The sequence below is a fragment of the Streptomyces sp. MBT53 genome, assembly GCF_016654115.1.
Lineage (GTDB): Bacteria > Actinomycetota > Actinomycetes > Streptomycetales > Streptomycetaceae > Streptomyces.
Genome location: NZ_JAEQAZ010000198.1, coordinates 1 through 22,709, shown reverse-complemented (window position 1 = coordinate 22,709; position 22,709 = coordinate 1). Strand labels below are relative to the sequence as shown.

Annotated in this window: 25 protein-coding genes; 12 read left to right on the top strand and 13 right to left on the bottom strand. The window is 69.4% G+C overall.

Annotation, left to right across the window (positions count from 1 at the left end; translation table 11 throughout):
• Positions 1-209: 209 nt before the first annotated feature.
• Together JHN45_RS42610 and JHN45_RS42605 are read right to left on the bottom strand one after the other, a co-directional pair.
• A complete protein-coding gene (locus tag JHN45_RS42610) occupies positions 210-434 on the bottom strand; it encodes a DUF397 domain-containing protein (RefSeq protein WP_201054748.1) in 225 nt (74 codons plus the stop codon).
• Positions 435-454: 20 nt separating this feature from the next.
• Positions 455-670: a hypothetical protein gene (locus JHN45_RS42605; protein ID WP_201054746.1), complete on the bottom strand. Its 216-nt coding sequence runs from the start codon at positions 668-670 to the stop codon at positions 455-457.
• Positions 671-868: 198 nt separating this feature from the next.
• Between JHN45_RS42605 and JHN45_RS53610 the strand changes: the two genes are divergently transcribed.
• From JHN45_RS53610 to JHN45_RS42590, 4 genes are read left to right on the top strand one after another with little or no spacing between them, the layout of a single operon-like run.
• A complete protein-coding gene (locus tag JHN45_RS53610) occupies positions 869-1,129 on the top strand; it encodes a hypothetical protein (protein WP_236584718.1) in 261 nt (86 codons plus the stop codon).
• Positions 1,101-1,628 (top strand): DUF6879 family protein, encoded by a 528-nt coding sequence (locus tag JHN45_RS42600; protein WP_201054744.1) that lies wholly within the window; start codon positions 1,101-1,103, stop codon positions 1,626-1,628. Before JHN45_RS53610 ends, JHN45_RS42600 begins: the two co-directional genes overlap by 29 nt.
• Before the next feature lie 21 nt (positions 1,629-1,649).
• Positions 1,650-2,501, top strand: coding sequence for a helix-turn-helix transcriptional regulator (locus JHN45_RS42595; RefSeq protein ID WP_201054737.1), 852 nt, complete (start codon positions 1,650-1,652; stop codon positions 2,499-2,501).
• Between the two features lie 44 nt (positions 2,502-2,545).
• Positions 2,546-3,160 carry a DUF5753 domain-containing protein gene (locus tag JHN45_RS42590; protein ID WP_236584717.1) on the top strand — a complete coding sequence of 205 codons (615 nt, stop codon included), beginning with the start codon at positions 2,546-2,548 and terminating at the stop codon, positions 3,158-3,160.
• Between the two features lie 259 nt (positions 3,161-3,419).
• Here the strand turns inward: JHN45_RS42590 and JHN45_RS42585 are convergent, their stop codons facing one another.
• Positions 3,420-3,833, bottom strand: a complete 414-nt coding sequence (locus tag JHN45_RS42585; RefSeq protein WP_201054735.1) for an ATP-binding protein — start codon at positions 3,831-3,833, stop codon at positions 3,420-3,422.
• A 188-nt stretch (positions 3,834-4,021) separates the two neighbouring features.
• Between JHN45_RS42585 and JHN45_RS42580 the strand changes: the two genes are divergently transcribed.
• Both JHN45_RS42580 and JHN45_RS42575 read left to right on the top strand, forming a co-directional pair.
• On the top strand, positions 4,022-4,891 hold the full coding sequence (locus tag JHN45_RS42580; protein WP_201054733.1) for a helix-turn-helix transcriptional regulator: 870 nt from the start codon (positions 4,022-4,024) through the stop codon (positions 4,889-4,891).
• A complete protein-coding gene (locus tag JHN45_RS42575; RefSeq protein ID WP_201054731.1) occupies positions 4,888-5,073 on the top strand; it encodes a DUF397 domain-containing protein in 186 nt (61 codons plus the stop codon). The genes JHN45_RS42580 and JHN45_RS42575 overlap by 4 nt, the downstream gene beginning before the upstream one ends.
• 42 nt (positions 5,074-5,115) lie before the next feature.
• On the opposite strand, the gene JHN45_RS42570 is transcribed toward JHN45_RS42575, so the two are convergent.
• Positions 5,116-6,063 (bottom strand): zinc-binding alcohol dehydrogenase family protein, encoded by a 948-nt coding sequence (locus JHN45_RS42570; RefSeq protein WP_201054729.1) that lies wholly within the window; start codon positions 6,061-6,063, stop codon positions 5,116-5,118.
• A 79-nt stretch (positions 6,064-6,142) separates the two neighbouring features.
• On the opposite strand from JHN45_RS42570, the gene JHN45_RS42565 reads away from it, so the two are divergent.
• Positions 6,143-6,634 (top strand): MarR family winged helix-turn-helix transcriptional regulator, encoded by a 492-nt coding sequence (locus tag JHN45_RS42565; protein ID WP_236584716.1) that lies wholly within the window; start codon positions 6,143-6,145, stop codon positions 6,632-6,634.
• 19 nt (positions 6,635-6,653) lie between these two features.
• Here JHN45_RS42565 and JHN45_RS42560 read toward each other — a convergent pair whose 3' ends face one another.
• The 8 genes from JHN45_RS42560 to JHN45_RS42525 form a co-directional block, all read right to left on the bottom strand.
• Entirely contained in the window at positions 6,654-7,457 is an 804-nt protein-coding gene (locus JHN45_RS42560) for an acyl carrier protein (protein ID WP_201054727.1), read from the bottom strand.
• A gap of 303 nt (positions 7,458-7,760) precedes the next feature.
• Positions 7,761-8,879, bottom strand: coding sequence for a phosphoserine transaminase (gene serC / locus JHN45_RS42555; RefSeq protein ID WP_201054725.1), 1,119 nt, complete (start codon positions 8,877-8,879; stop codon positions 7,761-7,763).
• Positions 8,880-8,966: 87 nt separating this feature from the next.
• A complete protein-coding gene (locus tag JHN45_RS42550) occupies positions 8,967-10,196 on the bottom strand; it encodes a cytochrome P450 (RefSeq protein WP_201054723.1) in 1,230 nt (409 codons plus the stop codon).
• Positions 10,197-10,258: 62 nt separating this feature from the next.
• Positions 10,259-11,464: a cytochrome P450 gene (locus tag JHN45_RS42545; RefSeq protein WP_201054721.1), complete on the bottom strand. Its 1,206-nt coding sequence runs from the start codon at positions 11,462-11,464 to the stop codon at positions 10,259-10,261.
• The gene (locus tag JHN45_RS42540) at positions 11,461-12,099 is read right to left on the bottom strand and encodes an ATP/GTP-binding protein (protein WP_201054719.1); all 639 of its coding nucleotides are present in this window, start codon (positions 12,097-12,099) and stop codon (positions 11,461-11,463) included. Before JHN45_RS42540 ends, JHN45_RS42545 begins: the two co-directional genes overlap by 4 nt.
• Positions 12,080-12,424 (bottom strand): DUF742 domain-containing protein, encoded by a 345-nt coding sequence (locus tag JHN45_RS42535; RefSeq protein ID WP_200714312.1) that lies wholly within the window; start codon positions 12,422-12,424, stop codon positions 12,080-12,082. The genes JHN45_RS42540 and JHN45_RS42535 overlap by 20 nt, the downstream gene beginning before the upstream one ends.
• Positions 12,424-12,828, bottom strand: coding sequence for a roadblock/LC7 domain-containing protein (locus tag JHN45_RS42530; protein ID WP_019057294.1), 405 nt, complete (start codon positions 12,826-12,828; stop codon positions 12,424-12,426). The genes JHN45_RS42535 and JHN45_RS42530 overlap by 1 nt, the downstream gene beginning before the upstream one ends.
• Entirely contained in the window at positions 12,825-14,765 is a 1,941-nt protein-coding gene (locus JHN45_RS42525; protein ID WP_201054717.1) for an ATP-binding protein, read from the bottom strand. The genes JHN45_RS42530 and JHN45_RS42525 overlap by 4 nt, the downstream gene beginning before the upstream one ends.
• Positions 14,766-14,963: 198 nt before the next feature.
• Between JHN45_RS42525 and JHN45_RS42520 the strand changes: the two genes are divergently transcribed.
• Positions 14,964-17,912 (top strand): FAD-binding and (Fe-S)-binding domain-containing protein, encoded by a 2,949-nt coding sequence (locus tag JHN45_RS42520; protein WP_201054715.1) that lies wholly within the window; start codon positions 14,964-14,966, stop codon positions 17,910-17,912.
• Positions 17,909-18,667 (top strand): metallophosphoesterase, encoded by a 759-nt coding sequence (locus tag JHN45_RS42515; protein WP_201054713.1) that lies wholly within the window; start codon positions 17,909-17,911, stop codon positions 18,665-18,667. The genes JHN45_RS42520 and JHN45_RS42515 overlap by 4 nt, the downstream gene beginning before the upstream one ends.
• Before the next feature lie 13 nt (positions 18,668-18,680).
• Here JHN45_RS42515 and JHN45_RS42510 read toward each other — a convergent pair whose 3' ends face one another.
• Positions 18,681-19,238, bottom strand: coding sequence for a hypothetical protein (locus JHN45_RS42510; RefSeq protein WP_201054711.1), 558 nt, complete (start codon positions 19,236-19,238; stop codon positions 18,681-18,683).
• Positions 19,239-19,410: 172 nt separating this feature from the next.
• Here JHN45_RS42510 and JHN45_RS42505 point away from each other — a divergent pair, with 172 nt between their 5' ends.
• The 3 genes from JHN45_RS42505 to JHN45_RS42500 form a co-directional block, all read left to right on the top strand.
• Complete coding sequence (locus JHN45_RS42505; protein ID WP_201054709.1) at positions 19,411-20,535, top strand: peptidoglycan bridge formation glycyltransferase FemA/FemB family protein; 1,125 nt, start codon at positions 19,411-19,413, stop codon at positions 20,533-20,535.
• 248 nt (positions 20,536-20,783) lie between these two features.
• Positions 20,784-20,915: a hypothetical protein gene (locus tag JHN45_RS54225; protein WP_019072556.1), complete on the top strand. Its 132-nt coding sequence runs from the start codon at positions 20,784-20,786 to the stop codon at positions 20,913-20,915.
• Positions 20,916-21,021: 106 nt separating this feature from the next.
• On the top strand, positions 21,022-22,709 hold a 1,688-nt coding region (locus tag JHN45_RS42500; RefSeq protein ID WP_201054703.1), incomplete at its 3' end, for an ABC transporter ATP-binding protein.

The following is a 22,709-nucleotide window of genomic DNA, read 5'->3' as shown; positions in this document are numbered from 1 at the left end:
GTGGGGGTGGATCGGGGTGGGGCGGTCTGCGGAGCGCCTCCTGGTCGAAGCGGGCTTTCGGGCCGGTCCACAGGTAGGCGTGGTGGTGCACCGGGGCTGGTCCTGTTCGGGGCGTCTGTGTCTCTCGGTGGTGAAATCCCGGCCGGACAGCGCGAGTTGGGGTCACGTCGAGGCCGGCCGGGACGGGTGAGCCGATGGGGCCGCGCGGCTCAGCTGCCCAGCCCGAACCGCGCCGGGTCGATCCCGGCGACGCACAACTCCTCCGTGGTGAACCGCAGCGGCTCCTTGTCGGGGCGCTTGCTGTCACCGAGGGCCCAGGAGTCGTCGCCGATCCGGGCGAGGGTGACGCAGCCTTCGGTACAGGGGCCGCCGCAGGCCTGGGCGAAGGTGGCCGAGGTGATGTCGAGGGCGTAGAGGTCGGTGCCGTTGAGCATGAGGGTGCCTTTCTGGCAGGTCAGTTGGAGGGGCTTGCGTGCACTCCGGAGGCGTGGTCGCGGATCTCGGTGGCGTGGCGTGCGGCTTGCGTGATGTCGCCGGATTGCTTGCAGGCGGTGAGCTGGCGCCAATTCGTCGCGCAGACGACGCAGTTGGGGGCCGGGGCGCAGTCGAGCAGCCAGGTGTCGAAGCCGGCGGGTAACTGCGCCAGTGGTGGGGCTGTGCCTTGGCTCATGGTGGTGCTCCTCGGCGGTGGCGGGGTTGATGTCGGTCTCGACGCTACGAGCCGCGTGGTCGTCAACCCCAGTGATGTTCATGAATGTTCACACCCATTTGTTGTCCATGGCTGTGGCCGATTTATCTTCTTGACCAGGCATCTCGATGCCTTCAAAGTGGTGCACATCTGCGAACGACCGGCTTGCTGGAGGCGGCAATGGCGTTACGGTTCATCGGGATCGACCCGAACACGGGCGTAGGCGAGAGTCCCACCGTCTGGGTCGACGAGGGTAAGAACGAACTGGTCATCCAGGGTTGGAAGCCGGACGGTGAACTCGAAGCCCAATGCGCCGCGTTCGAGGCACGTGGTCACGCGAAGGGAATCCCTGACCACGAGGCAGTAGTCCGTGTCCCGGCCCGTATGGTGCCGATCCTGAGGAAGGCCTGCGATGCCGCAGAACGTGCCGAGCTTCACTGAACTCCTGGACGGCGCGCAGCGCTCGGCTGTCCATCTGGAGATGCGAGACACGTACGGAGTCGCCGGCGAGGCCGATGATTTCGCCCACTGGCAGCGGACGGGCGAACGGGACACCGACCCGGAGTCTCCATACTGGGGTCCATGGACAAGCCTCATCCGCCGTACGGTGGCCCGGGGCGTGATCGTGCGCCGTGCCCGCATCGTGTCGGAGCCGGTCAGTGACTACATCCGCTATGAGCACGAGGGCGCGCAAGTCAACATCGGGGCCGGCGAACAGGTACGGTGGCTGCCACGTCGGCGGGCCTCCGACATCGCGCTGCCGGGCAATGACTTCTGGCTCCTGGACGAGCGACTGATCCGCTGGAACCACTTCACCGGGGACGGCGCCTCCGGTGGTGGCGAGATCAGTGAGGATGCGGCCGCGGTGAAACTGTGCGCCGAAGCGTTCGAAGCGGTGTGGGCCCGAGCGACCCCGCACGAGAACTACAAGATCAGCTAACGCAAGGCGTACGGTCAGCTCGTGCCCAACTCCCCTTCATCCTCAGCCCAGGCTGCGCGTGAACGCGTCGCGCAGCGTCTGCGGGATCTGCGTGCGGATGCGGGTATCACCGGGAGCGAGCTGGCCGATCGCTGCGGCTGGACCCATCCGAAGACCTCGCGCCTGGAGAACGCCCGTACACCGCCCACGCCCGACGACATACGCCGCTGGTGCGCCGCGTGCGGAGCCGACGACCAGGCCGCGGACATCATCGCCGAGTCCAGAGACGCCGAGTCGCAGTACAGCGAATGGCGGCGCAAGGTTCGCGGCGGTCTGAAGCGACTTCAGAGCAGCTATGCGGAACTGTTCCGGTCCACGGAACTGTTCCGGATCTACTCACCCACCCTGGTCCCGGGCTTCCTCCAGACGGAGGGGTACGCGCGTGCCGTGCTCTCCGTCAACGCCCGCCTGCTCGGCATCCCCGACGACTCCGCAGAGGCAGCGGTGGCACGCGTCGAGCGGTCGCGGATCATCCACGAGCCGGGGCGCCGTTTCGTCCTGCTGATCGAAGAGGGCGTTCTGCGGTACCAGTTGGGCGACGACGACGCGATGGCGGCGCAACTCGGCTATCTGCTCACGGCTGGGGCACTGCCGTCGGTGTCACTGGGCATCATCCCCAGTTCAACCCGTGAACGGATTGTGGGGCCAAAGGAGTTGTTCCACATATACGACGACACGCTCGTCTCGGTGGAACTGCTGTCGGCCCGGGTCCGCGTCACCCAGCCCTCCGAGATCGCGCTCTACCTGAGCGCTTTTGAACAACTTCGGAGCATGGCGGTGTACGGGGCGGACGCCCGTGCCCTGATCGTGAGGGCCATCGAGGCCCTCCGCTGATCCGGACACCGTCCTGCTGACCACGAGAGGCAGACAGAGTCCCGATGAACGACGAAATCAGGCAGGTACGTCCCTGGCGGAAACGGCTGGAGACCGGGCACCGGTCCGTTCAAGAGGAGTGGAACTCCCTCGTCCTCAACTCACGGACCCTGCGGGCCTGGGAACCCGATGTCATCCCCGGCCTGTTTCAGACCCCCGACTACGCGCGATGCATTTTCGAGGGTCTCGCAGAGCTGATGAACACCCCCAGGGACACGGACGACGCGGTACGCGCACGAATGCAACGGCAGGAGTGGTTGTATCTCCCCGGCAAGGAGTTGCATGAACTGATCTCGGAGGGGACGCTGCGTGCCCGGATCGCTTCACCGGAGGTCATGGCGGCCCAACTGGACCAGATGCTCGCCGTGTTGGACCTGGATACCGTCCACCTCGGGGTGGTGCCTTTCGACGCCGCGCTCCGGTTGCCGATCGGCAACGACTTCACGATCGTGGACGAGCGTCTCGTCGTGATCGAGGACTGGTACACCGAGCACTGGCTCGACGACGCCGACGCGGTCGCTCTCCACCGGCGGGTCTGGGATGCGCACGCCGCGTCCGCCGTGTACGGCGCCGAAGCCAGGCGGATCATCGCCCGGGTCTGTCGGGACCTCGACGTCTGAGCGCAGTACGTAGAAGCGGGCTGGATCGTTTTCGCCCTGCCAGAGCGGGAGTTGGGGGTGCGGCGGGGTCTGCCAGCACGCTTCCTCGGTCGGGAACGGCAGGTGGTGGCCGACCGCGCGGGAGCGTTTCGACCAGCGGCGCCAGCGGGCGTCGTAGGGGGTCGGGAGGCGCCAGACGTATGGGTCCGGGGTGCGGGTTTCCCGTACAAGGGCCTTGCCGCTCAAGGGAGTTGGGGGAGTGAGGAGGCGGGCCGCTGCCTCATAAAGCCGACGGAACATGAGCCTCCTCCAGCCCGAACCGGGCCCACACGCATTTCGCGTACGGCTCCTGTCGGCATCCCCAGTGGTCGGCCAGTGCCGCGACCAGTGCGAGACCCCGGCCGCCTTCCTCCTCCGGGGTCGAGTCGTGGGGTCGGGGGAGTCTGTCCCGGTCCGGGTCGGAGACCTCAAGGACCAACTCCGTGCTGTTGAGGGTGAGTTCGACCTTGATCTGGGAGTAGGGGACCCGGCAGTGGGTCACCGCGTTGGTGACGAGTTCATTGGCCAACAGGACGACGGCGTCGGCGAGTTCGTCGGTGATGCCCCAGTCGGCGAGGGTCTTGCGGAGCCGTTGGCGGGCGGTAGGGACGTGCCGGCGGTGCTTGGGGATGCGGAAGCTCTCGGACGCGGGCATGGGGGAACTCCGTCCTGACGTGTCGTCAAGGTGGGTTGCGCTGCGGCGCGTTCAAGAAACTAGGACTGGATGCGCGATCCGCGCAATGCGAATCGGCGAATACATTCGTGAGTGTCACTCGATCGAGTGATGAAGCCCTGAGGTTGACGCTCGGTGTGGCATCGTTGCCGCAGACGAGGGGAGGGCCCATGCCCGCAGGTGGACGGCCGACGGTGCGCAGTAGGCGTTTGGGTACGGCACTCAGGCAGTACAGGTTGGCTGCCAAGTTCGACCAGCCGCAGGCCGCCGAGATCATCGCGTCAAGTCAGGCCAGGATCAGCCGTGTTGAGAGTGGTCACGCCACCCCGCGCGTGATCGAGGTGCGCTTGCTGCTGGATGCCTACGGCGTCACGGACCCGGAAGTCCGCGTCAAGCTGGAGGAGTTGGCCAAGAACTCGAAGAACCGGGGCTGGTGGCTGGAGCATGCCGAGCACCTGCGGCCGGACTACGTCGACCACATCGCGCTGGAGGACGACGCGACGTACATCCGGGAGTGGCAGCCGGTCATGGTGCCGGGGCTGTTGCAGACTCCGGACTATGCGGAGGCGGTTATCGCCGCCAGTCCCCATTACATCGATCCCGAACGGGCCGCCATGTTGGTGAAGGTGCGCGAGGGTCGGCAAGCGAAGATCGAGGATGGTGGGGCGTCCTACACGGCCATTCTGGGGGAAACGGTCGTCCTGCACCCGCTGGTGAGCGTCGAGATTCACCTGGCGCAGTTGTTCGCGATGCTTGAGATCGGCAAGCGGAAGAACGTCACCGTGCAGGTGCTGCCCTTCAGCGCGGGCGTCCTGAGTGCCTACACCTCCGCTTTCTCCTCTTTCAGCTTCGACGAGGAGCCGACGGTCGAAGCGGTGACCATGGACAACCTGCGAGGCACATCGGTCCTGGAAGGGGCCAAGGACCTTACCGCTTACGCCAACGCATACGACCTACTACGATCGTCAGCGTTGACGCCGGACGCTAGTGCCAAGCTGATCCGGGGCGTACTGCGGAACTTGAAGGAAGACACATCGTGACCGAGGTCGTAAGCCCCTTCTGGAAGTCGTCGTACTCGGGGGCGGAGAACAACTGCATCGAGGTCGCGGACACCATGGACCACGGCCGAGCCGTCCGCGACAGCAAGCACTCGGAATCGGAGACGGCTCCCCTCCTCACCGTCTCCGCCGACAGCTGGCGCGACTTCCTTCAGCAGTTCTGACGGGTACCCGCGCGTTCTTTAAGACGTGGGTCACGCAACTGGTCAGGAGATCCGGACGACGCTCTTGCCGAGGGTGGAGCCGTCGGTGAGGCGTTGTACGGCGACGGCCAGGTCGGTCAGGTCGTATTCGGCGGTGATGTCCACGCGTACCTGGGCGTCCGCGACGAGGTCGAGTGCGTGGCGGGCGCTGTCGGCGAGTTGTTCCGGGTGGGTCCGGCTGAGCAGGTTGCTGTTGTAGGTCATGAGGGATGTGCCCTGCGCGAGGAGGTCGTTGGTGTCGGCGAGGACGGGTTCGTAGGCGCTGAGGTTGCCGTACGCGACCAGGCGGCCGTGCGGCGCGAGTTGTTCCAGGCCGTGCTGCCGGGTCGCGCCGCCGACCGGGTCGAGGATCACGTCGAACTTCTCGTCGCCGAGTTTGGCCGGGAACTCCTCGCGCAGTACGACCTGGTCGTAGCCGAATTGGGCGGCGTAGTCGGCCCTGGCGCTGGTGCCTGCCACGCCGACGACCCGGCCGGCGCCGGCCAGGCGGGCGAACTGGGCGGCAAGGGTGCCGACCGAGCCGGCGGCGGCGTGGACCAGGACGCTCTGGCCGGGGCGTATCCGCGAGACGGTGTTGATCAGGTCGTAGGCGGTCGGTGCGCCCCAGCCGAGGCCTGCCGCCGTCCGCAGCGGCAGGTCGCCGATGTTGAGCGTGAGCGCGGCGGGTGCGAGGGCCACCTCGGCGTAGGCGCCCGCGGGTGTCAGTGCGGCGACGGGTTCGCCGATGCGGCTCGGGTCGACGCCGTCGCCGACCGCGACGATGTGCCCGGATGCCTCGAAGCCGGGTACGAAGGGGCGCGGTAGGGGGAAGTGGCCGTCGCGGACCATGGTGTCGCCCCACTGGATCCCGGCGTAGGCGACGCGGATCGCCACCTGGCCGGGGCCCGGCTCGGGTTCGTGCAGGTCGGTGACGCGGTAGTGGTTCTCGGCGTCGAAAAGGACAGCCTTCATTACAGCCCCTTGTGCTGACTCAGTATCCTTACAGTCGTCAATCGAGGACTGTAGGTATGTAAGGTTCCTGAGTCAATCCATGAACCTGTTAATGGAGTGGGAGTACACGATGGAGGCTCCGGCCGAGGACGACCTCTGTGTCCGGATCAGGCGCTCCGAGCAGGCGCTGATGGCCCACCACGAGGCGGTGCTGCGGGCCTACGGGCTGACCATGACGCAGTACACCGTGCTGCTGGCCCTCGCGCGCGAGGGCGGCATGTCCGGCTCCCAGCTGGCCCGCTCCTGCGGGGTGACACAGCAGAGCATGAGCAGCGTGCTCACCAACATGGAGACCAAGGGGCTCATCCGCCGCGAGACGTCCCCCGTCCACGCCAAGGTGCAGATCGCCACCCTCACGGACGAGGGCCGGGCACTCCTGGACCGCGCCTACCAGGAGGTGGTCGTCCTGGAGCGCGCACTCGCGGACGCGTTCACACCTTCCGAACACGCCGCACTGCGCGAACTCCTGGAGCGGGCCACCACCGTACTGATCCAGCAGACGCGCCAGGCGGGCGGCCCGCCCCCCGCCTGAGGCCTCGGCTGCTCGCCTGTTACCCGCGCGGCAACGACGTGTTCGTGATGGGGAGTTGCTGCGTCGCCCCCGCCACGTACATGTCCCTCGGTGCCGTGCGCAGCGTGAACGTGTCGTCGTAGCCGGTGACGCGGACCGACAGGACGAAGGTGCCGTTGTACGTGGCGATCGTCTTCGCGTCGTACTCCTGCTCCCAGTAGGTCTGCAGGAAGACCTCGGTGCCCGCGGGCTGGACCCCCTTGGGGACGGTGACCCTGCCCGAGACGGTGAGGATGTCGCCGGACTTCACCTTCTTCTTGCTGACCCGGTAACTGACCGAACTGGGAAGGGCGTTGGCGTTCACCGTGGTGTCCGCGTAGTAGCCGTCCTGCGGGGTGTTGAGGTTGCCGTCCACGTCGTAGAGGGCCGTGATGTCCACCCCCTGCTGGACGTTGAGCAGGCTGCTGCCGGTCGTGTGGTCGATGGTGACGTCGGGGATGGTGAACCTCCCGTTCGCGTCGGTGACCGGCGTGCCCAGGTCGCGGGGCTCGTAGTAGGTGGGGTCGATCGGGTCGCCCCAGGGGTTCCAGGTGGTGAACTTGACGACTTCCTGCACGGTGACGGGGATGTTGGGCGCGGGCGTGCCGTCGGCCTTGGTGACCGTGCCGATGACGTCGACGCGGCGGTCGGCGGAGGTGGTGGCGGCCGGGTCGGTGGTCACCTTCAGGACGTAGGCGTCGCCGGGGGAGGGGTCCGCGGAGGCGGCGGGCGCGGACAGGGCGCCGGCGGCGAGCAGCAGCGCGGTGGTGGCGGCGAGCCGCGTCGGCAGGGACTTCCTGGTCATGGGGCAACTCCAACTTCGGTCGGGAGTGCAGGAGTTGCGCCGCGGAGGTGCGACGCAACGGGTTCGACCGGCGGAGTGGGGAGGGAGTTGTTCCCTGTGCTGTCGCTGTTACGGGGCTGTGGCGGGGGGTGGGTTTGTCCCGGTTCCGGGTTCACCTCGATGTCGGGCGTAAGTCGCCCGCGGTCTGCTATGACCTTCTATGACCTTCTACGACGACGAAGGGCGCCCCGCGACCAACTCCGCGGGGCGCCCTTCGTCGTCGTAGCCGAAAAGGCCGTAGCCGAAAAGTCGGCTACGACGCCGTCAGAGCTTCTCGATCACGTAGTCGATGCACTTCGTCAGCGCCTCGACGTCCGCCGGGTCGATCGCCGGGAACATCGCCACGCGGAGCTGGTTGCGGCCGAGCTTGCGGTAGGGCTCGGTGTCGACGATGCCGTTGGCGCGCAGGACCTTGGCGATCGCCGCCGCGTCGATCTCGTCGGCGAAGTCGATCGTGCCGATGACCTGCGAGCGCTTGGTGGGGTCGGACACGAACGGGGTGGCGTGCTTCGACTCCTCCGCCCACGTGTACAGACGGCTCGACGAGTCCTTCGTGCGGGCCGTCGACCAGGCCAGGCCGCCCTGGCCGTTGATCCACTCCAGCTGCTCGTTGAGGAGGAACAGGGTGGACAGGGCCGGGGTGTTGTACGTCTGGTTCTTGCGGGAGTTGTCGATCGCCGTGGGGAGCGAGAAGAACTCCGGGACGTGGCGGCCGGACGCGTGGATGCGCTCCGCGCGCTCGATCGCTGCGGGGGAGAACACGCCGATCCACAGGCCGCCGTCGGAGGCGAAGGACTTCTGCGGGGCGAAGTAGTAGACGTCCGTCTCGGTGATGTCGACCGGGAGGCCGCCCGCGCCCGAGGTGGCGTCGACCAGGACCAGCGCGCCTTCGTCGGCGCCCGCCACGCGCTTGATGGGCGCGGCGACACCCGTCGACGTCTCGTTGTGGGTGAACGCGTACACGTCCACGCCCGCCTCGGCGGCCGGGTCCGGGTGCGTACCGGGGTCGGAGGCGATGACGGTCGGCTCGGCTAGCCACGGGGCCAGCTTGGCCGCCTTGGCGAACTTGGAGCTGAACTCGCCGAAGTTCAGGTGCTGCGACTTGTTCTCGATGAGGCCGTGGGTCGCGACGTCCCAGAAGGCCGTCGAGCCGCCGTTGCCGAGGATCACCTCGTAGCCCTCGGGGAGGGAGAACAGCGCCGAGACACCCTCGCGCACCTTGCCGACCAGGTTCTTCACCGGGGCCTGGCGGTGGGAGGTGCCCAGCAGGGACGTACCGGTGGCGGCCAGCGCGTCCAGCGCCTCCGTCCGCACCTTGGAGGGGCCAGCGCCGAACCGTCCGTCGGCGGGCTTGATGTCAGCGGGAATCTCGATATCAGCCACGAGCCGGAGCGTATCCCCTCGGTGAAACCGGACGGAAACGCGTCCGTTCGATGAGACGACCGCTCCGGCCGCTGGACAGGCGGTGAGCTACGGCGCCAGCCGTACCGGCAGCTCGAAGATGTCGTTCTGCGTCACCACCGGCTTGTTGCGGAGTTCGCTCGCCGGGACCGCCAGGTCCAGCTGCGGGAAGCGCTCGTAGAGGGCCGGGAGTGCCACGTCCGCCTCCAGGCGGGACAGGGCCGCGCCGGGGCAGACGTGCGGGCCGTGGCCGAAGGAGATGTGCCGGTTCTCGCTGGTGCGGGTGATGTCGAACTCGCCGGCCGTCGGCCCGTGGGCCTGCTCGTCGCGGCCGATCGCGGCGTACGACACGATCAGCGCGTCCCCGGCCGGGAGGATCTTGTCGCCGACCTGGACGTCCTCCGTGGCGAAGCGGATCAGGACGTGCGAGGTGGGCGTGGAGTGGCGCAGGGTCTCCTCGACCACCGAGGACCAGTCGGCCTCGCCCGCCAGCACCAGGGCGCGCTGGACGGGGTGCGTCGACAGGTTGACGACCGCGTTGACGATCAGCGAGATCGTCGTCTCGTGGCCCGCCGCCACCATCAGCTGCAGCGTGGAGACGATCTCCTCGTCGGTGAGGTGGTCGCCGTCCTCGGACGCCGCGATGAGGGCCGACGTCAGATCGTCGCCGGGTTCCGCGCGCTTGGCCGCGACCGTCGCCGCCATGATGCCCGCGAGTTCGGTGAGGGTGGCTATCACCTCGGCCGGCGGGGTCTGCGTCGAGAAGAACTTCTCGAACAGCTGCTTAAGGCGCGGGAGTTGGGACTCGTCTATGCCCATGAGGTCGGCGATGACGTACATGGGCAGCGGGTACGCGAACTCCGCCTTCAGGTCGACGACTTCACCCTCGGCGGCCTCAACTCCGTTGAGCAGTCCCTCCGTCAGCTTCGCGATCCGCTCCCGCATCTGCTCCACCCGGCGCGGGGTGAGCGCCTGCGCGACCAGCGTGCGCATCCTGCGGTGGTCGGCGCCGTCCACGGTCAGCATGGAACGGCCCGGGTTCGCCAGCCCGATCAGCGGCCAGTCCGCGGGTATCTCCCCGCGCTGCCAGGCCCCCCACACGTTGATGTCCTTCACCAGCCGCGGATCCGTGAGCAGCTGTTTCGCCTCGGCGTGCCGGGTCACGGCCCATACGGGCACCCCACCGGGGAGTTCCACGGCGGCCAGCGGACCGGCCGCCCGAAGCCTGGCGCTCTCGCCGTCCAGGTCGCCGACGAAGGGGTCGAGGACGATACGGGTGTCTTCAGTACCGGTGCTCATGCGGGGATGCCTCCAAGGGCGTGACGGACGCAGGACGTACGCGAGACGTGACGTGCGCGGGATCAGAGCGCGGGTACGGGCGTGAACCGCACCGGCAGCGCGGTCAGTCCCCGCAGCCACGGCGAGGGCCGGCGCGTCAGGGACTCGGCGGGCACCGCCAGGTCGATGTCGGGCAGCCGGTCCAGGACGACCTCGATGCCCGTCCGCGCGATGACCTCGGCGACCTCCTGCGCGGGGAACGGACACCGGTGCTCCCCGTGCCCGAAGGAGAAGTGCGCGTTGTTGCCGCCGGTGAGCGCGGAGCCGTCGGTGCGGACCTGGGGGTCGGAGTTGGCACCCTGAAGACCGAGGAGGAGCAGGTCGCCGGTGCGGATGCGCCGACCGCCGAGCTGGGTGTCGCGGGAGGCCCAGCGCCCGGCCACGTTCTGGGTCGGGGTGTCCTCCCACAGCACCTCGTTCATCGCCTCGGCGACACTGTTGCGGCCACCGAAGAGGGAGGCCGCGAAACGGTCGTCCGTCAGCATCAGCCGCAGCGAGTTGCCGATCCAGTCGGCGGTCGGCTGGTGACCGGCCGCCATCATCACCATCAGGTCCTGGGCGATCTCCACGTCGTCGAAGCCGGACTCGTGCGCCAGCATCCGCGACACGACGTCGTCGGCCGGCTCGTCCTTGCGGTCGGCCAGCAACCGCCCCATGGACGTGGCGAGATGGGTCTGCCCGGCGATCGCGCGATCCCGGCCGTCGATCATGTCGTTGAGCGCGGTGACAAGTCCCGGCCCCTGCTCGTCCCGGAAGCCGTACAGCCGGGCCAGGACCCGCACCGGAAGCAGCATCGCGTAGTCGCCGACGATGTCCGTCTCGCCCTTGGCGCAGATCGCGTCGATCAGCTCGTCCGCGAACTTCTCGGTGTACGACCGCAGTTCGGACGGGTCCACGGCCTCCAGCGCGTCGCTGATCATGCCGACGCGCTCACGATGCCGTTCGCCGACCGTGTAGAGGATCGACGGCTGCTTGCGGCCGATCATGGGCAGCAGCGGCCAGTCGTCGGGGATGTGGTCCCACTGGCTCCACAGGTCCGAGTCACGGCTGAACAGGACCGGATCGCCGGTGACCTGGTGCAGTTCGCGGTAGCCGAGCACCAGCCAGGCCGGGATGTCGCCGTCCAGCACCACGGGCGTCACGGAGCCGTGCTCGCGCCGCATCTCCCGGTACAGCTGCGCCGGTTCGGTCTGGAACCTGGGTCCACTCAGCGGTACGGGCGCGGTCACAGGGCCAACTCCTGGTGGGGGACGGGGACTTGGAGGCGGGCGGGGCCCTGGGTGCCGTAGGAGCTCTTGACGTGCTCGACCAGGGTGATCAGAACCTGTTTCGCGGACGCGCGGGAGCGGGCGTCGCAGTCCAGGAGGGGGACGTGCGGGTCGAGGTCGAGGGCCTCGCGGATCTGCTGCGGGGCGTAGGCGGGGCCGCCGAAGTCGTTGCAGGCCACGATGAAGGGGGTGCCGTGGTGTTCGAGGCGGTCGATGGCGTACCAGGAGTCGCCGATCCGGCGGGTGTCGACGAGGACGACCGCGCCGAGCGTCCCGGAGAACAGCCGGTCCCACAGGAACCAGAACCGTTCCTGGCCGGGGGCGCCGAACAGATAGAGCACATTGCGGGCGTCGAGCGTGATGCGGCCGAAGTCGAAGGCGACGGTCGTCGCGGACTTGCCACGCACCTCGCTGATGTCGTCGACGGCCTCGCCGGCCTTCGTCATCGTCTCCTCGGTGTTGAGGGGACGTATCTCGCTGACCGAACGGACCAGTGTGGTCTTGCCGACGCCGAAGCCGCCGACGACCACGATCTTGAGGCCGTTGTCGGCGGAGGCACCCAAGGGGGTGCGCGCGTCAGAGGTTGCGGAGTCCAACGAGCACCTGTTCCAGGACGTCGGGATCGGACACGGCCCTCCGCGGATGCCGGGCACTGACCCGGCCGGCCGCGAGAAGGTCGGAGAGGAGGATCTTGGTGATGCTCACCGGGAGCCGCAGTTCGGCCGCCAACTCCACCACCGCGGTGGGGTGTTCGGTGAGCCGCAGGATCGCCGCGTGCTCCGACTGCATACCGGTCACCGGATCGCACTCGGCGACCACGAGGGTCACCAGGTCGAACGGGTTGTCCGGCGCGGAACGGGCGCGGCCTCCGGTGAGCGTGTAGAGGCGGTCGGGTGAGTCGTCCCTGCCGGGGCGGCTCATCACGAACGGGGTTCCGCGCGCAGGTGCTCACCGAGCTGTTCGACCAGCTCGCTCATGTTGTGCCCGATCAGACCCGCGTCCGCGTCCTCCGCGGTGACCAGCGCCAGATGCGCGCCCTCGCCCGCCTCGACGATGAACAGCACCCCGCCGTAGAACTCCGTCATCGCGGACCGCACACCCCCGCTGCCGTCCCCGAACTCCACCGACGCGCCGTGCGACAGCGACTGGATCCCGGCGGCGATCGCGGCGAGCTGGTCGGCCTGGTCGACGGAGAGTTCGGGCGTCCGGCACAGCTTCAGGCCGTCCCGGGACAGCACCAGCGCGTGTCGCGCGCCCGGGGTGCGCTCCAGGAGGCCCTCGATGAGCCAGGTGAGCTTCTCGTCGGCGGTGGTCGTGCCGGTCATGAGGTGGGGTTGCCTTCCGGGTGCGGACGGGTGAGGGACGGGGCCGGTTCGGAGCGCTCCGGCTCCGACTCCGGTACGGACGCGGGCTGTTCGGTCATCGTGTCGAACTCCGCCACGGACGCGAGCTGTTCGGCCGCAGTCCCGCCGAACTCCCTTACGGACGCCAGCTGTTCGGCGTTCGCACCGGACTCCGTTGCGGGCGTGGCCTGTTCGGCGGTCGTGCCGAACTCCGGTACGGCCGTGGCCTGTTCCGCGTTCGCGCCGAACTCCGGTACGGGCGGGAGCTGTTCGATCATCGCGCCGCGTACGGCCTGGCGGAAACTGTTGAAGCGGGCGGCCCGGGCCAGGGTGTCGTCGGCCGTGGGCGCGGGGCGCGGCAGCAGGGGAGCCGCGGCCTCCGCACGCGCGCGTGAACGCTCGGCCTCCGCCAGCGCCTGGCCCCGTCGTCGCTTGGGCAGGCCCTCCGAGACCTCCGGGCGCGACTCGGCCAGGACTTCCGACAGGGCGTCGGACAACTCGTCGCGGTCCGGGGACTCGTGCGTGGGAACCGGATCCGGGTCCAGGTCGGAGCCGGCGCGCGCGGAGGCGTACGACACCCGCAGCTGCCCTGGGACGAGCGGTTCCGGTTCGCGCCCCGGCTCCGGAGTCGGAGCCGGAACCGGAGCCGGAGCCGCAGTCGGCAGGGCGGCCGACGGCTCGGGGAGCGCGAGAACGCCCTGCGGATCCGCCGGAGCGTCCTGCGGCACCAGGATGTCCTGCGGTACGAGCATCAGCACACCCGTGCCGCCGCGCGCGGAGGGCCGGTACGACACCTTCAGGCCGTACTTGCGGGCCAGCCGCCCGACGACCGCGAGGCCCAGCCGGGTGCCGGTGAGACCGCCCAGCTCGGCGGAGTCGCCGCTCACGGCCCGTTCGGCGCGCCGGAGTTGGATGTCGCCCATGACCAGGCCGCTGTCCTCGACGGACACGATGACCCCGGCCGGCACCTCCTCGACGTACACATGAACCTCGGCGGTCGGCGGCGAGAAGTTCGCCGCGTTGTCGAGGAGTTCGGCGAGCGCGTGCATCACGCCCTCGGCCGCGTGCCCGGCGACGGCGGCATCGCTCGCGGAGTGCACCCGCACCCGCTGGTAGCCGCTGATCCGGCCCATCGCGCCGCGCAGGATCGACTCCATGGCGATCGGACGGGCCCAACGACGCCCGGAGCGTGCCCCGGTGAGCACGGCGACGGAGTCCGCGAGCCGGCCCGCCTGCGCGGTGCGGTGGTCCAGGTGCAGCAGATCGGCGAGGACGTCCTCGTCGGAGTGCCGCTCCTCCATCGCGCGCAGGTCGGCGAGCATGCCGGTGGCCAGCGCCTGCATACGGCCCGCCGCGTTGGCGGTCGCGGAGAGCGCGGCGGCCCGCTCGTGGGAGTCCCGGCGGGCCCGCTCGGCCAACTGCTTGTTCTCGGCGGTCAGTCGGGCCCGCTCCAGGGTGGATTCCTCCGTGAGGCGGCTGCGCTCCTCCGCGAAGGACGTGGTGAGACGCATCCGCTCCTGGGAGAACTCGGAGGTCAACCGGGCGCGTTCCTGCGTGAGTTCGGCGGTCAGCCGGGACCGCTCGTGGGTCAGCTCCTCGGTCAGCTGGACGCGCTCGCGGTCCAACTCCGTGCTCAGCCGGGCCCGTTCCTGCAGCAGCCGGCCCGCGTCCAGGGTGACGGCCTCCAGCCGGCGGCGGGTGACACGGGCGGTCTGGTAGGCGTGCGCCGCCGCCGCGACGGCCGCACACAGCAGCAGCGCGCCGGCGCCCGCCGCGCAGGCGACCGCGAGGCGCTGCGAGTGGGGTGCCACGGAGACCGCGCCGGCGACCGCGAGTCCGGCCAGGACGGCGGTGAGCAGCGGGGCGGGGGCGAGGGTGCGGAAGGTGGGTCGTTCGCCGGGAAGCATGGGGGCGGTCATGAAGGGGGTCCTCGGTCGGTCCTCGGGCGTCTTTGGTCGGGGTCCTCTGTCGTCCTCGGTCGTGTCCTCGGGGGGTGCTCGTCGGGTTCCTGGGCGAGAAGCGACACCGGGTGCTCAACTGTCGGTCACTATATGAGAGTTAGTGATCGAACTGGGGAGGTTCTGGATGCGTTTACAGAATCCGTCCATGCTGGGGGTATGCCGGATCTTCAGTCGGAGCTGACGAGAACCGTCCGGGGCGAGGTCGGCTTCGACATCACGTCCCGGGCGCTGACGACCATGGACGCGTCCAACTACCGACGCGTCCCGCTGGGCGTCGTCGCACCCCGTGACGCCGACGACGTCGCGGCGACCCTCGCCGCCTGCCGGGCCCACGGAGTCCCGGTCGTGGCCCGCGGCGGCGGCACCTCGATCGCCGGCCAGGCGACCGGCACCGGCGTCGTCCTCGACTTCACCCGCCACATGAACGGCCTGCTGTCCCTGGACCCCGCCGCCCGCACCGCCGTCGTCCAGCCCGGCCTGGTCCTCGACCGCCTCCAACAGGCCGCCGCCCCACACCGGTTGCGCTTCGGCCCCGACCCCTCGACCCACAGCCGCTGCACCCTCGGCGGCATGATCGGCAACAACTCCTGCGGCTCCCACTCGGTCGCCTGGGGCACGACTGCGGACAACGTGAGCGAGCTGTCGGTACTCACCGCGCGCGGTGACCGGCTGACGCTCGGCCGCGACTGGGCCGGCGCCCCGGAAGGCCTACGACCGCTCGTGGAGGGCGAGTTGCCCCGCCTGCGCACCGGCTTCCCCGACCTCCCCCGCCGTATCTCGGGCTACGCCCTGGACGCCCTCCTTCCCGAGAACGGCGCCGACGTCGCCCGCTCCTTCTGCGGCAGCGAGGGCACGCTGGGCATCCTCACGGAAGCGGTCGTACGACTCGTCGAGGCACCCCGCGCACGTGCGCTCGCCGTGCTGGCGTACGCCGACGAGAGCGCGGCGGCGGAGGCGGCTGCGGGCCTGCTGCCGTTCGCGCCGCTCACCGTCGAGGGGATGGCCGCCGACCTGGTCCGCTCCACGGCCGACCTCCCCCGGGGCGGTGCCTGGCTGTTCGTGGAGACCGGCGGCGACACGGCGGCGGAAGCACGCGCGCATGCTGAGACGATCGTCCGCGCGGCCGACGTCGTCGACTCCCTGGTGGTGACGGACCCGGCGGCCCAACGCGCGCTGTGGCGCATCCGCGAGGACGCGAGCGGTACGGCGACGAGGATGCCCGACGGCTCGGAGGCGTGGCCGGGCTGGGAGGACTGCGCGGTACCACCGGCCCAACTGGGCGCGTATCTGCGGGACTTCAGAGGGCTGTTGGGAACGTACGACCTACGCGGCACGCCCTACGGCCACTTCGGGGACGGCTGCATCCACGTCCGCATCGACTTCGACCTGCTGACGGAGCCGGGCGTGGCCCGCTTCCGCAGCTTCTCCGAGGATCTCGCCGACCTGGTGGTGGCCCACGGCGGCTCCCTCTCCGGCGAACACGGCGACGGCCAGGCCCGCGCGGAGCTGCTGCCGAAGATGTACGGCGACGAGATGGTGACCCTCTTCGAGCGCGCGAAGGCGCTCTGGGACCCGGACGACCTCCTGAACCCCGGGATGCTGGTGCGCCCCGCCCCCCTCGACACGAACCTCCGCTTCGCCGTCCTGCCCCGCGAACCGGTGGACGTGGCCTTCGGCTACCCGCACGACGGCGGCGACTTCACGGCGGCGGTACGGCGCTGCGTCGGGGTCGCCAAGTGCCGTACGACGGAGGTGACGGGACCGTCGGTGATGTGCCCGTCGTTCCGCGCGACCGGAGAAGAGGCGCACTCCACACGCGGCCGGGCCCGGCTCCTCCACGAGATGCTCGCGGGCGAACTGGTCACCGACGGCTGGCGGTCGACGGAGGTCCGGGACGCGCTGGACCTCTGTCTGTCCTGCAAGGGCTGCCGCACGGACTGCCCGGTCGGGGTCGACATGGCCACGTACAAGGCGGAGTTCCTGCACCACCACTACGAGGGGCGGCGCCGGCCCGCGTCCCACTACACGATGGGGTGGCTGCCGCGCTGGCTGCGGCTGGTGGAGCGGACGCATACGGCTTGGCTGGTCAACTCCCTCGCTTCGGTTGGCCCGTTGGCGTGGCTGGCGAAGCGGCTGGGCGGGATCTCGCCCGAGCGGGGGATTCCGCGGGTGGCGAGGGTGACGTTCACGCGGTGGTCGAAGCGGTGGTTCAGGGCGAAGATGCGGGGGATGCGCACGGACCTCCGTGCAGGGCGGGAACTCGAGCGCCCGCGCGGCGGCGCCGTCATGATCTGGCCGGACACGTTCACCGAGCACCTCTCACCGTCGGTGGGGGAGGCGGCCGTGCGGGTCCTGGAGGCGGCCGGGCTCTTCGTGGTGCCTATGCCGACGAAGACCTGGGGCGTGACGGAACTGCCGGACGAGGACGGCCAGGGGACTTCGTACACCTTCAGCCCCTGGAAGGCCCGCCGGGCCCGCGTCTGCTGCGGCCTGACGTACGTCTCGACCGGCCAACTCGACCGCGCCCGAGCGGTGTTGCACGACACATTGGACGTGCTGGACCTGTCCCTGAGAGTGGATCTTCCCGACCCGGACGAGAGCCCGTTCCACTTCGTGGTCCTGGAGCCGAGTTGCGCGGCGACCCTCCGCACCGACCTCCCCGAACTCCTCCCCGACGACCCCCGCGCGGCCCGCCTCGCCGCCAGGGTCCTTACCTTCGCCGAGGCCCTGGACCGCCACGCCGCCCCCGACTGGACCCCACCTCATGTCGACCGCCCGACGGTCGGCCAGACGCACTGCCACCAGCACGCGGTACTCGGCGACACCGCAGACCGCAGGCTCCGTGGGGCGGCCGGCCTCACGGGCGAACTGTCCGGCGGCTGCTGCGGGTTGGCCGGCAACTTCGGCTTCGAGAAGGGCCACTACGAGGTGTCGGCGACCTGCGCGGAGGAACAACTCCTCCCCTCCGTACGGCAGGCACCGCAGGACGCGGTGGTCCTGGCGGACGGCTTCTCTTGCCGCACGCAGCTGGAACAGCTGGCCGGGGTACGGGGCAGGCACTTGGCGGAGGTACTGGCGGAGGCACTGGAGGCAGACGCGCAATGACGGACGAACTCGACCGGGTGGCGGTCCTCTCCGACATCCACGGTGTGCTCCCCGCCCTGGAAGTGGTCCTCGCCGAACCGGACGTGGCCGCCGCCGACCGCATCGTCCTCACCGGCGACATCACGGCCGGCCCCCAACCGGCGGAAGTGGTCGACCTGTTGCGCGCGCAGGGCGACCGCGTGCTGTGGCTGTCGGGCAACGCTGACCGTGAGTTGGTCGAGTACCGCAGAGGCGAACGCACCGAGATCCCCGACCCGATCGCCCCCTACGCGGCAACGGCCCTCCGCCCCGACCAGATCGACTTCCTCGCCGCCCTCCCCAAAACCCTGACCCTCCCCGTCCGCGGCCTCGGCAAGGTCCTCTTCTGCCACGCGACTCCCCGGGACGACGAGGAAATCGTCCTGGTCGACTCCCGCCCGTCCCGCTGGGCGGAAGTCCTGGCCGACCTCGCCGAAGACATCCGCACAGTGGTCTGCGGCCACACCCACATGCCGTACGTCCGCCTCGCCCACGGCCGCCTGATCGTCAACCCCGGCAGCGTAGGCATGCCCTACGGCCGCACCGGCGCCCACTGGTGCCTCCTCGGCCCCGGCACGGACCTGCGCGTCACGCCGTACGACATCCAGGCGGCGATCACCCGCCTCGTCCGCGAGTCCGCCTACCCGGAGATCGCCGACTGGGCGGACTACTTCCTCAACGCCCGGGCGTCGGACACGGAGGCGCTGGAGACGTTCGGACCCCGGGACGGGCGATGACGGCTGACGATCCCTAACGGGTCGGCGACCGCCGCCTTCTCCGCTCCGCCAGGTAGCTGATCGCGACTACGCCCAGCAGTACCAGCGCCATGGCAACCCCGCTGAAGAGCCAACTGACCGGAGCACCTTTGGCTCTTTCCACACCCCAGAAGATCACCGTCAGCACACCCCAGCGGATGGAGAGGCGTGAGAGGGTCCGTCCGGGCCCACCTGCGCGTGGACGGTGCACGAACGGCCGGGCGGCGGGGTCGTAGCCCACGCGCTCGTAGTGCAGTTGACTCAGGCGCTCCAGCCGCAGGAGCAGCGCGAAGAACAGCGTCATCCCGACGCCCAACCAGACCGCCTGCAGGAAACGCGTCCCATCGCTGAACGCCCCGAAGGTCGAGCCGCCCAGCGCCGAGAGCGGCACGGCCAGCACGGCCGCGGAGCGCAGCGGGCGGCTGGTGACGCGAACCGCGATGGGCGCCGGAGGCCGGAACCTCCTGTCCATACCGAGAGACCGATCAGCTTTCAGGGCCGCCGTCAGCAGCAACATCTCCGCCTTCCGCAGCACCTGCAGCATCCGCTTCATGGATCCCTCTTACGTCGACGATGCCCAAACCACACAGTGGACCATCGACAGTGCGGCAGGGTTGCCGTCGCTGCGCGATGCCGCGTGGGAGGTTCGGCCGGAGTGAGGTGCCGCCCGCGGCCGAAGTGGGCTCCTACGCTGGCGGTTCGACGATCAGCAGGGAGCCCCACGTATGACCGACCTCCGTCTCCGCCCCATCACCCCCGCCGAACACCTCGCGTTCATCGCGACCCGCGCCTCCGCCAGCCATATGCAGGTGCCGTCGTGGGGTGAGGTGAAGCCCGACTGGCGGGCGGAGAGTCTTGGGTGGTTCGAGGGGAGTGGGGAGTTGGTCGGGGTCGGGCTGGTGCTGTACCGGCCCGTGCCCAAGTTGAAGAAGTACCTCGCCTATCTGCCCGAGGGGCCGGTCATCGACTGGCACGCCGCCGACCTCGACCGCTGGCTCGACCCGATGCTCGCGCATCTCAAGTCGCAGGGCGCGTTCACGGTGAAGATGGGGCCGCCCGTCGTCGTACGGCGGTGGAGCGCGGACGCGGTGAAGGCGGCTATCGCCGACCCGGACGCGCGGCGGCTGCGGGACGCGGAGCCGACGTCGTACGAACCGCGTGGCTACGAGATCGCCGACCGGCTGCGGCGGGCCGGCTGGCAGCAGACGGAGCCCGGGGGAGAGGAGGGCTTCGCGGCCGGGCAGCCGCGGTATGTGTTCCAAGTGCCGTTCGCCGGGCGGTCGTTGGACGACATCCACCGCGGTCTCAACCAGCAGTGGCGCCGCAACATCAAGAAGGCCGAGAAGTCCGGGGTGAAAGTGGTCCGGGGCGGCTACGACGAACTCCCCGCCTTCTACGAGCTCTACGCCGAGACCGCCGAACGCGACCGCTTCATCCCGCGCCCGCTGCCCTACTTCCAGCGCATGTGGACCGCCCTCACCACCGAAAACCCCGACCGTATGCGCCTCTACCTCGCCCACCACGACGGCGACATCCTCGCCGCCGCCACGATGCTGACGGTCGGGCAGCACGTCTGGTACTCCTACGGCGCCTCCACCAGCCGCCGCCGCGAAGTGCAGCCCAACAACGCCATGCAGTGGCAGATGATGACCGACGCCCACCAACTCGGCGCCGCCGTCTACGACTTCAGGGGCATCACCGACACCCTGGAGGAGTCCAACCACCTGCTGGGGCTGCTGCGCTTCAAGGCCGGCGCCGGCGGGGAGGCCGTCGAGTACCTCGGGGAGTGGGACTTCCCCCTCAACCGGCTGCTGCACAAGGCGCTGGACCTCTACATGGCGCGCCGCTGAGGGTCTTGTCTGAGGGCGGAAGCACAGGTTCGTTAAGGCTGCTCTCAGGTTTATTAGAGAACTCTCAGGTTGGCGGACGTCGCTCAGGATTCACATAGGTATTCACAGCACCTGCTTGCCGTTCGCTTGCCGACTTTGCTGCTTCTTGGCGTCGGGGGCGTGTAAGTTTCTCGGTGTCGGGAATTCCCCGGGCGGTAAAACGCTCGACTTTGACGCACAAATTCTTCAGCACAACCTAGGAGTTCGGAATGGGCCTCAACAAGCTCGCCCCGCTGCCCAAGCCCAAGAAGCAGCAGCTGCCGCCCCCGCCGCCCCCGAAGCCCCGCAAGAAGCACGAGCCGAAGCCCCTGCCGAAGCCGCTGCCCGGCCAGGACAGCTGATCCGGCAGTAGAAGGAGGGCCGACCCACGCAGTCGGCCCTCTTTTCTTTCCCGAATTCGAAAATCCCAAAGAATTCTGATGACGGAAAGTGGAGGGCATTGTGGACATGGATGCGGAAGAGGAAGACCTCGAATATGAGGACGACGAAACTCCTACCATTCCCGCCCGCACGGCTTTCCGCCGTTTCTGGCCGCTCACGGTCGGCCTCAGACGCTGGCTGATCCTCGTCTGGGTGTGCACGGTGATCGCCGCACTCGCCGAGACCGAGTCGATCCTCCTGTTCAGCGACCTCACCGACCGCGCCCTGGCGAAGGGATCGCTCGCCGCGTTCTGGAGCCCGGCCGTCAAATGGCTGGGCGTCGCGCTCGTCGGCGCGGTCGTCGCCTACGCCGGCAACTCCCTCGCCGCCTGGGCCACCGAACGCTTCGTGATGAGACTGCGCGAGCACGTCTTCGACCACGTACAGCAGTTGCCCCCGCACTTCTTCCAACGGCACCGCCAGGGCGACCTGTTGTCCCGCCTCACCAGCGACGTCGAGGCGATCGAAACCCTCGTCGTGTCCGGCGTCATAGGCACCGCCTCGGCCGTCTTCTCCGCCCTCTTCTACGCCGCCGCCGCGTTCTGGCTGCGCTGGGACCTGGCCGCCGCCACCTTCGTCCTCGCCCCGCTCTTCTGGCTGGCCGCCCGCCGCTTCTCCGGCTCCATCAAGGACGTCTCGCGCGCGGGCCGCGTCGCCGACGGCGCGATCACCTCCGTCGTCGAGGAGTCTCTCGGCAACATCGTCCTCACCCAGGCCTACGGCCGCCGCGACGCGGAACGCCGACGCCTGAACGAGGAGGCGAGTGCCTGGTTCCGCGCCTCCGTCCGCTCGACCCGCCTCAACGAGGCCTACGAGCAACTCGTCAGCGTCATCGAGACCGTGTGCGTGCTCGCCGTCATCGGCATCGGCGCCTGGGAGATCTCCACCGGCCGCATGACCCTCGGCCAACTCCTCGCGTTCTCCGCCTTCTTGGGCTACCTCTACCCGCCCGTCCGCGGCCTGGCCCAACTCGGCCTCACCATCACCGCCGCCACCGCGGGCGCCGAGCGCCTGATCGAGATCCTGGACGTGGCACCGTCGGTCGCCGACCCCAGCCACGGCACGGAGTTCGGCCGCCCCGACGGCACGGTCGAACTCCGCGACGTCTCCTTCAGCTACCCGGGCGCGGACCGCCCCGCCCTGGAGGGCCTCTCCTTCACCGTCAACCCCGGCGAACTGGTGATCGTCACCGGCCCCAGCGGCGCCGGCAAGTCCACGGTCTCCAAAATGCTGCTCCGCTTCTACGACCCCGAAGCCGGCGAAGTCCTCCTCGACGGCGTCCCCCTTCGGGACCTCCCCCTCGCCCGCCTCCGCGAGTACGTCACCCTGCTCCCGCAGGAGACCCTCGTCCTGCACGACACCGTCCGCGCGAACATCGCCTGCGGCCGGCCCGGCGCGAGCGAGCAGGCGATCATGGACGCGGCGATCGCGGCCGACGCCCACGAGTTCATCCTCCGCCTCCCCGACGGCTACGACACGAAGGTCGACCCCAACTCGGCCCGCCTGTCCGGCGGTCAGCTCCAGCGACTGGCGATCGCCCGCGCGATCCTCCGTGACGCCCCGGTCCTCGTCCTCGACGAACCGACGACCGGGCTGGACTCGATGGCGGCCCGACGGGTCGTGAAGCCACTGCGACGACTGATGGCCGGCCGTACGACGATCATGATCACCCACGACCTCAACCTCGCCCCCGACGCCGACCGCATCCTGGTCGT

Bases quoted from the DNA above. Each gene is read 5' to 3' on its own strand.
- JHN45_RS42610 (WP_201054748.1), bottom strand. From the start codon at position 434: ATGCTCAACGGCACCGACCTCTACGCCCTCGACATCACCTCGGCCACC.
- JHN45_RS42605 (WP_201054746.1), bottom strand. From the start codon at position 670: ATGAGCCAAGGCACAGCCCCACCACTGGCGCAGTTACCCGCCGGCTTC.
- JHN45_RS53610 (WP_236584718.1), top strand. From the start codon at position 869: ATGGCGTTACGGTTCATCGGGATCGACCCGAACACGGGCGTAGGCGAG.
- JHN45_RS42600 (WP_201054744.1), top strand. From the start codon at position 1,101: ATGCCGCAGAACGTGCCGAGCTTCACTGAACTCCTGGACGGCGCGCAG.
- JHN45_RS42590 (WP_236584717.1), top strand. From the start codon at position 2,546: ATGAACGACGAAATCAGGCAGGTACGTCCCTGGCGGAAACGGCTGGAG.
- JHN45_RS42585 (WP_201054735.1), bottom strand. From the start codon at position 3,833: ATGCCCGCGTCCGAGAGCTTCCGCATCCCCAAGCACCGCCGGCACGTC.
- JHN45_RS42580 (WP_201054733.1), top strand. From the start codon at position 4,022: ATGCCCGCAGGTGGACGGCCGACGGTGCGCAGTAGGCGTTTGGGTACG.
- JHN45_RS42570 (WP_201054729.1), bottom strand. From the start codon at position 6,063: ATGAAGGCTGTCCTTTTCGACGCCGAGAACCACTACCGCGTCACCGAC.
- JHN45_RS42565 (WP_236584716.1), top strand. From the start codon at position 6,143: ATGAACCTGTTAATGGAGTGGGAGTACACGATGGAGGCTCCGGCCGAG.
- JHN45_RS42560 (WP_201054727.1), bottom strand. From the start codon at position 7,457: ATGACCAGGAAGTCCCTGCCGACGCGGCTCGCCGCCACCACCGCGCTG.
- JHN45_RS42550 (WP_201054723.1), bottom strand. From the start codon at position 10,196: ATGAGCACCGGTACTGAAGACACCCGTATCGTCCTCGACCCCTTCGTC.
- JHN45_RS42535 (WP_200714312.1), bottom strand. From the start codon at position 12,424: ATGAGCCGCCCCGGCAGGGACGACTCACCCGACCGCCTCTACACGCTC.
- JHN45_RS42530 (WP_019057294.1), bottom strand. From the start codon at position 12,828: ATGACCGGCACGACCACCGCCGACGAGAAGCTCACCTGGCTCATCGAG.
- JHN45_RS42525 (WP_201054717.1), bottom strand. From the start codon at position 14,765: ATGACCGCCCCCATGCTTCCCGGCGAACGACCCACCTTCCGCACCCTC.
- JHN45_RS42520 (WP_201054715.1), top strand. From the start codon at position 14,964: ATGCCGGATCTTCAGTCGGAGCTGACGAGAACCGTCCGGGGCGAGGTC.
- JHN45_RS42515 (WP_201054713.1), top strand. From the start codon at position 17,909: ATGACGGACGAACTCGACCGGGTGGCGGTCCTCTCCGACATCCACGGT.
- JHN45_RS42510 (WP_201054711.1), bottom strand. From the start codon at position 19,238: ATGAAGCGGATGCTGCAGGTGCTGCGGAAGGCGGAGATGTTGCTGCTG.
- JHN45_RS42505 (WP_201054709.1), top strand. From the start codon at position 19,411: ATGACCGACCTCCGTCTCCGCCCCATCACCCCCGCCGAACACCTCGCG.
- JHN45_RS54225 (WP_019072556.1), top strand. From the start codon at position 20,784: ATGGGCCTCAACAAGCTCGCCCCGCTGCCCAAGCCCAAGAAGCAGCAG.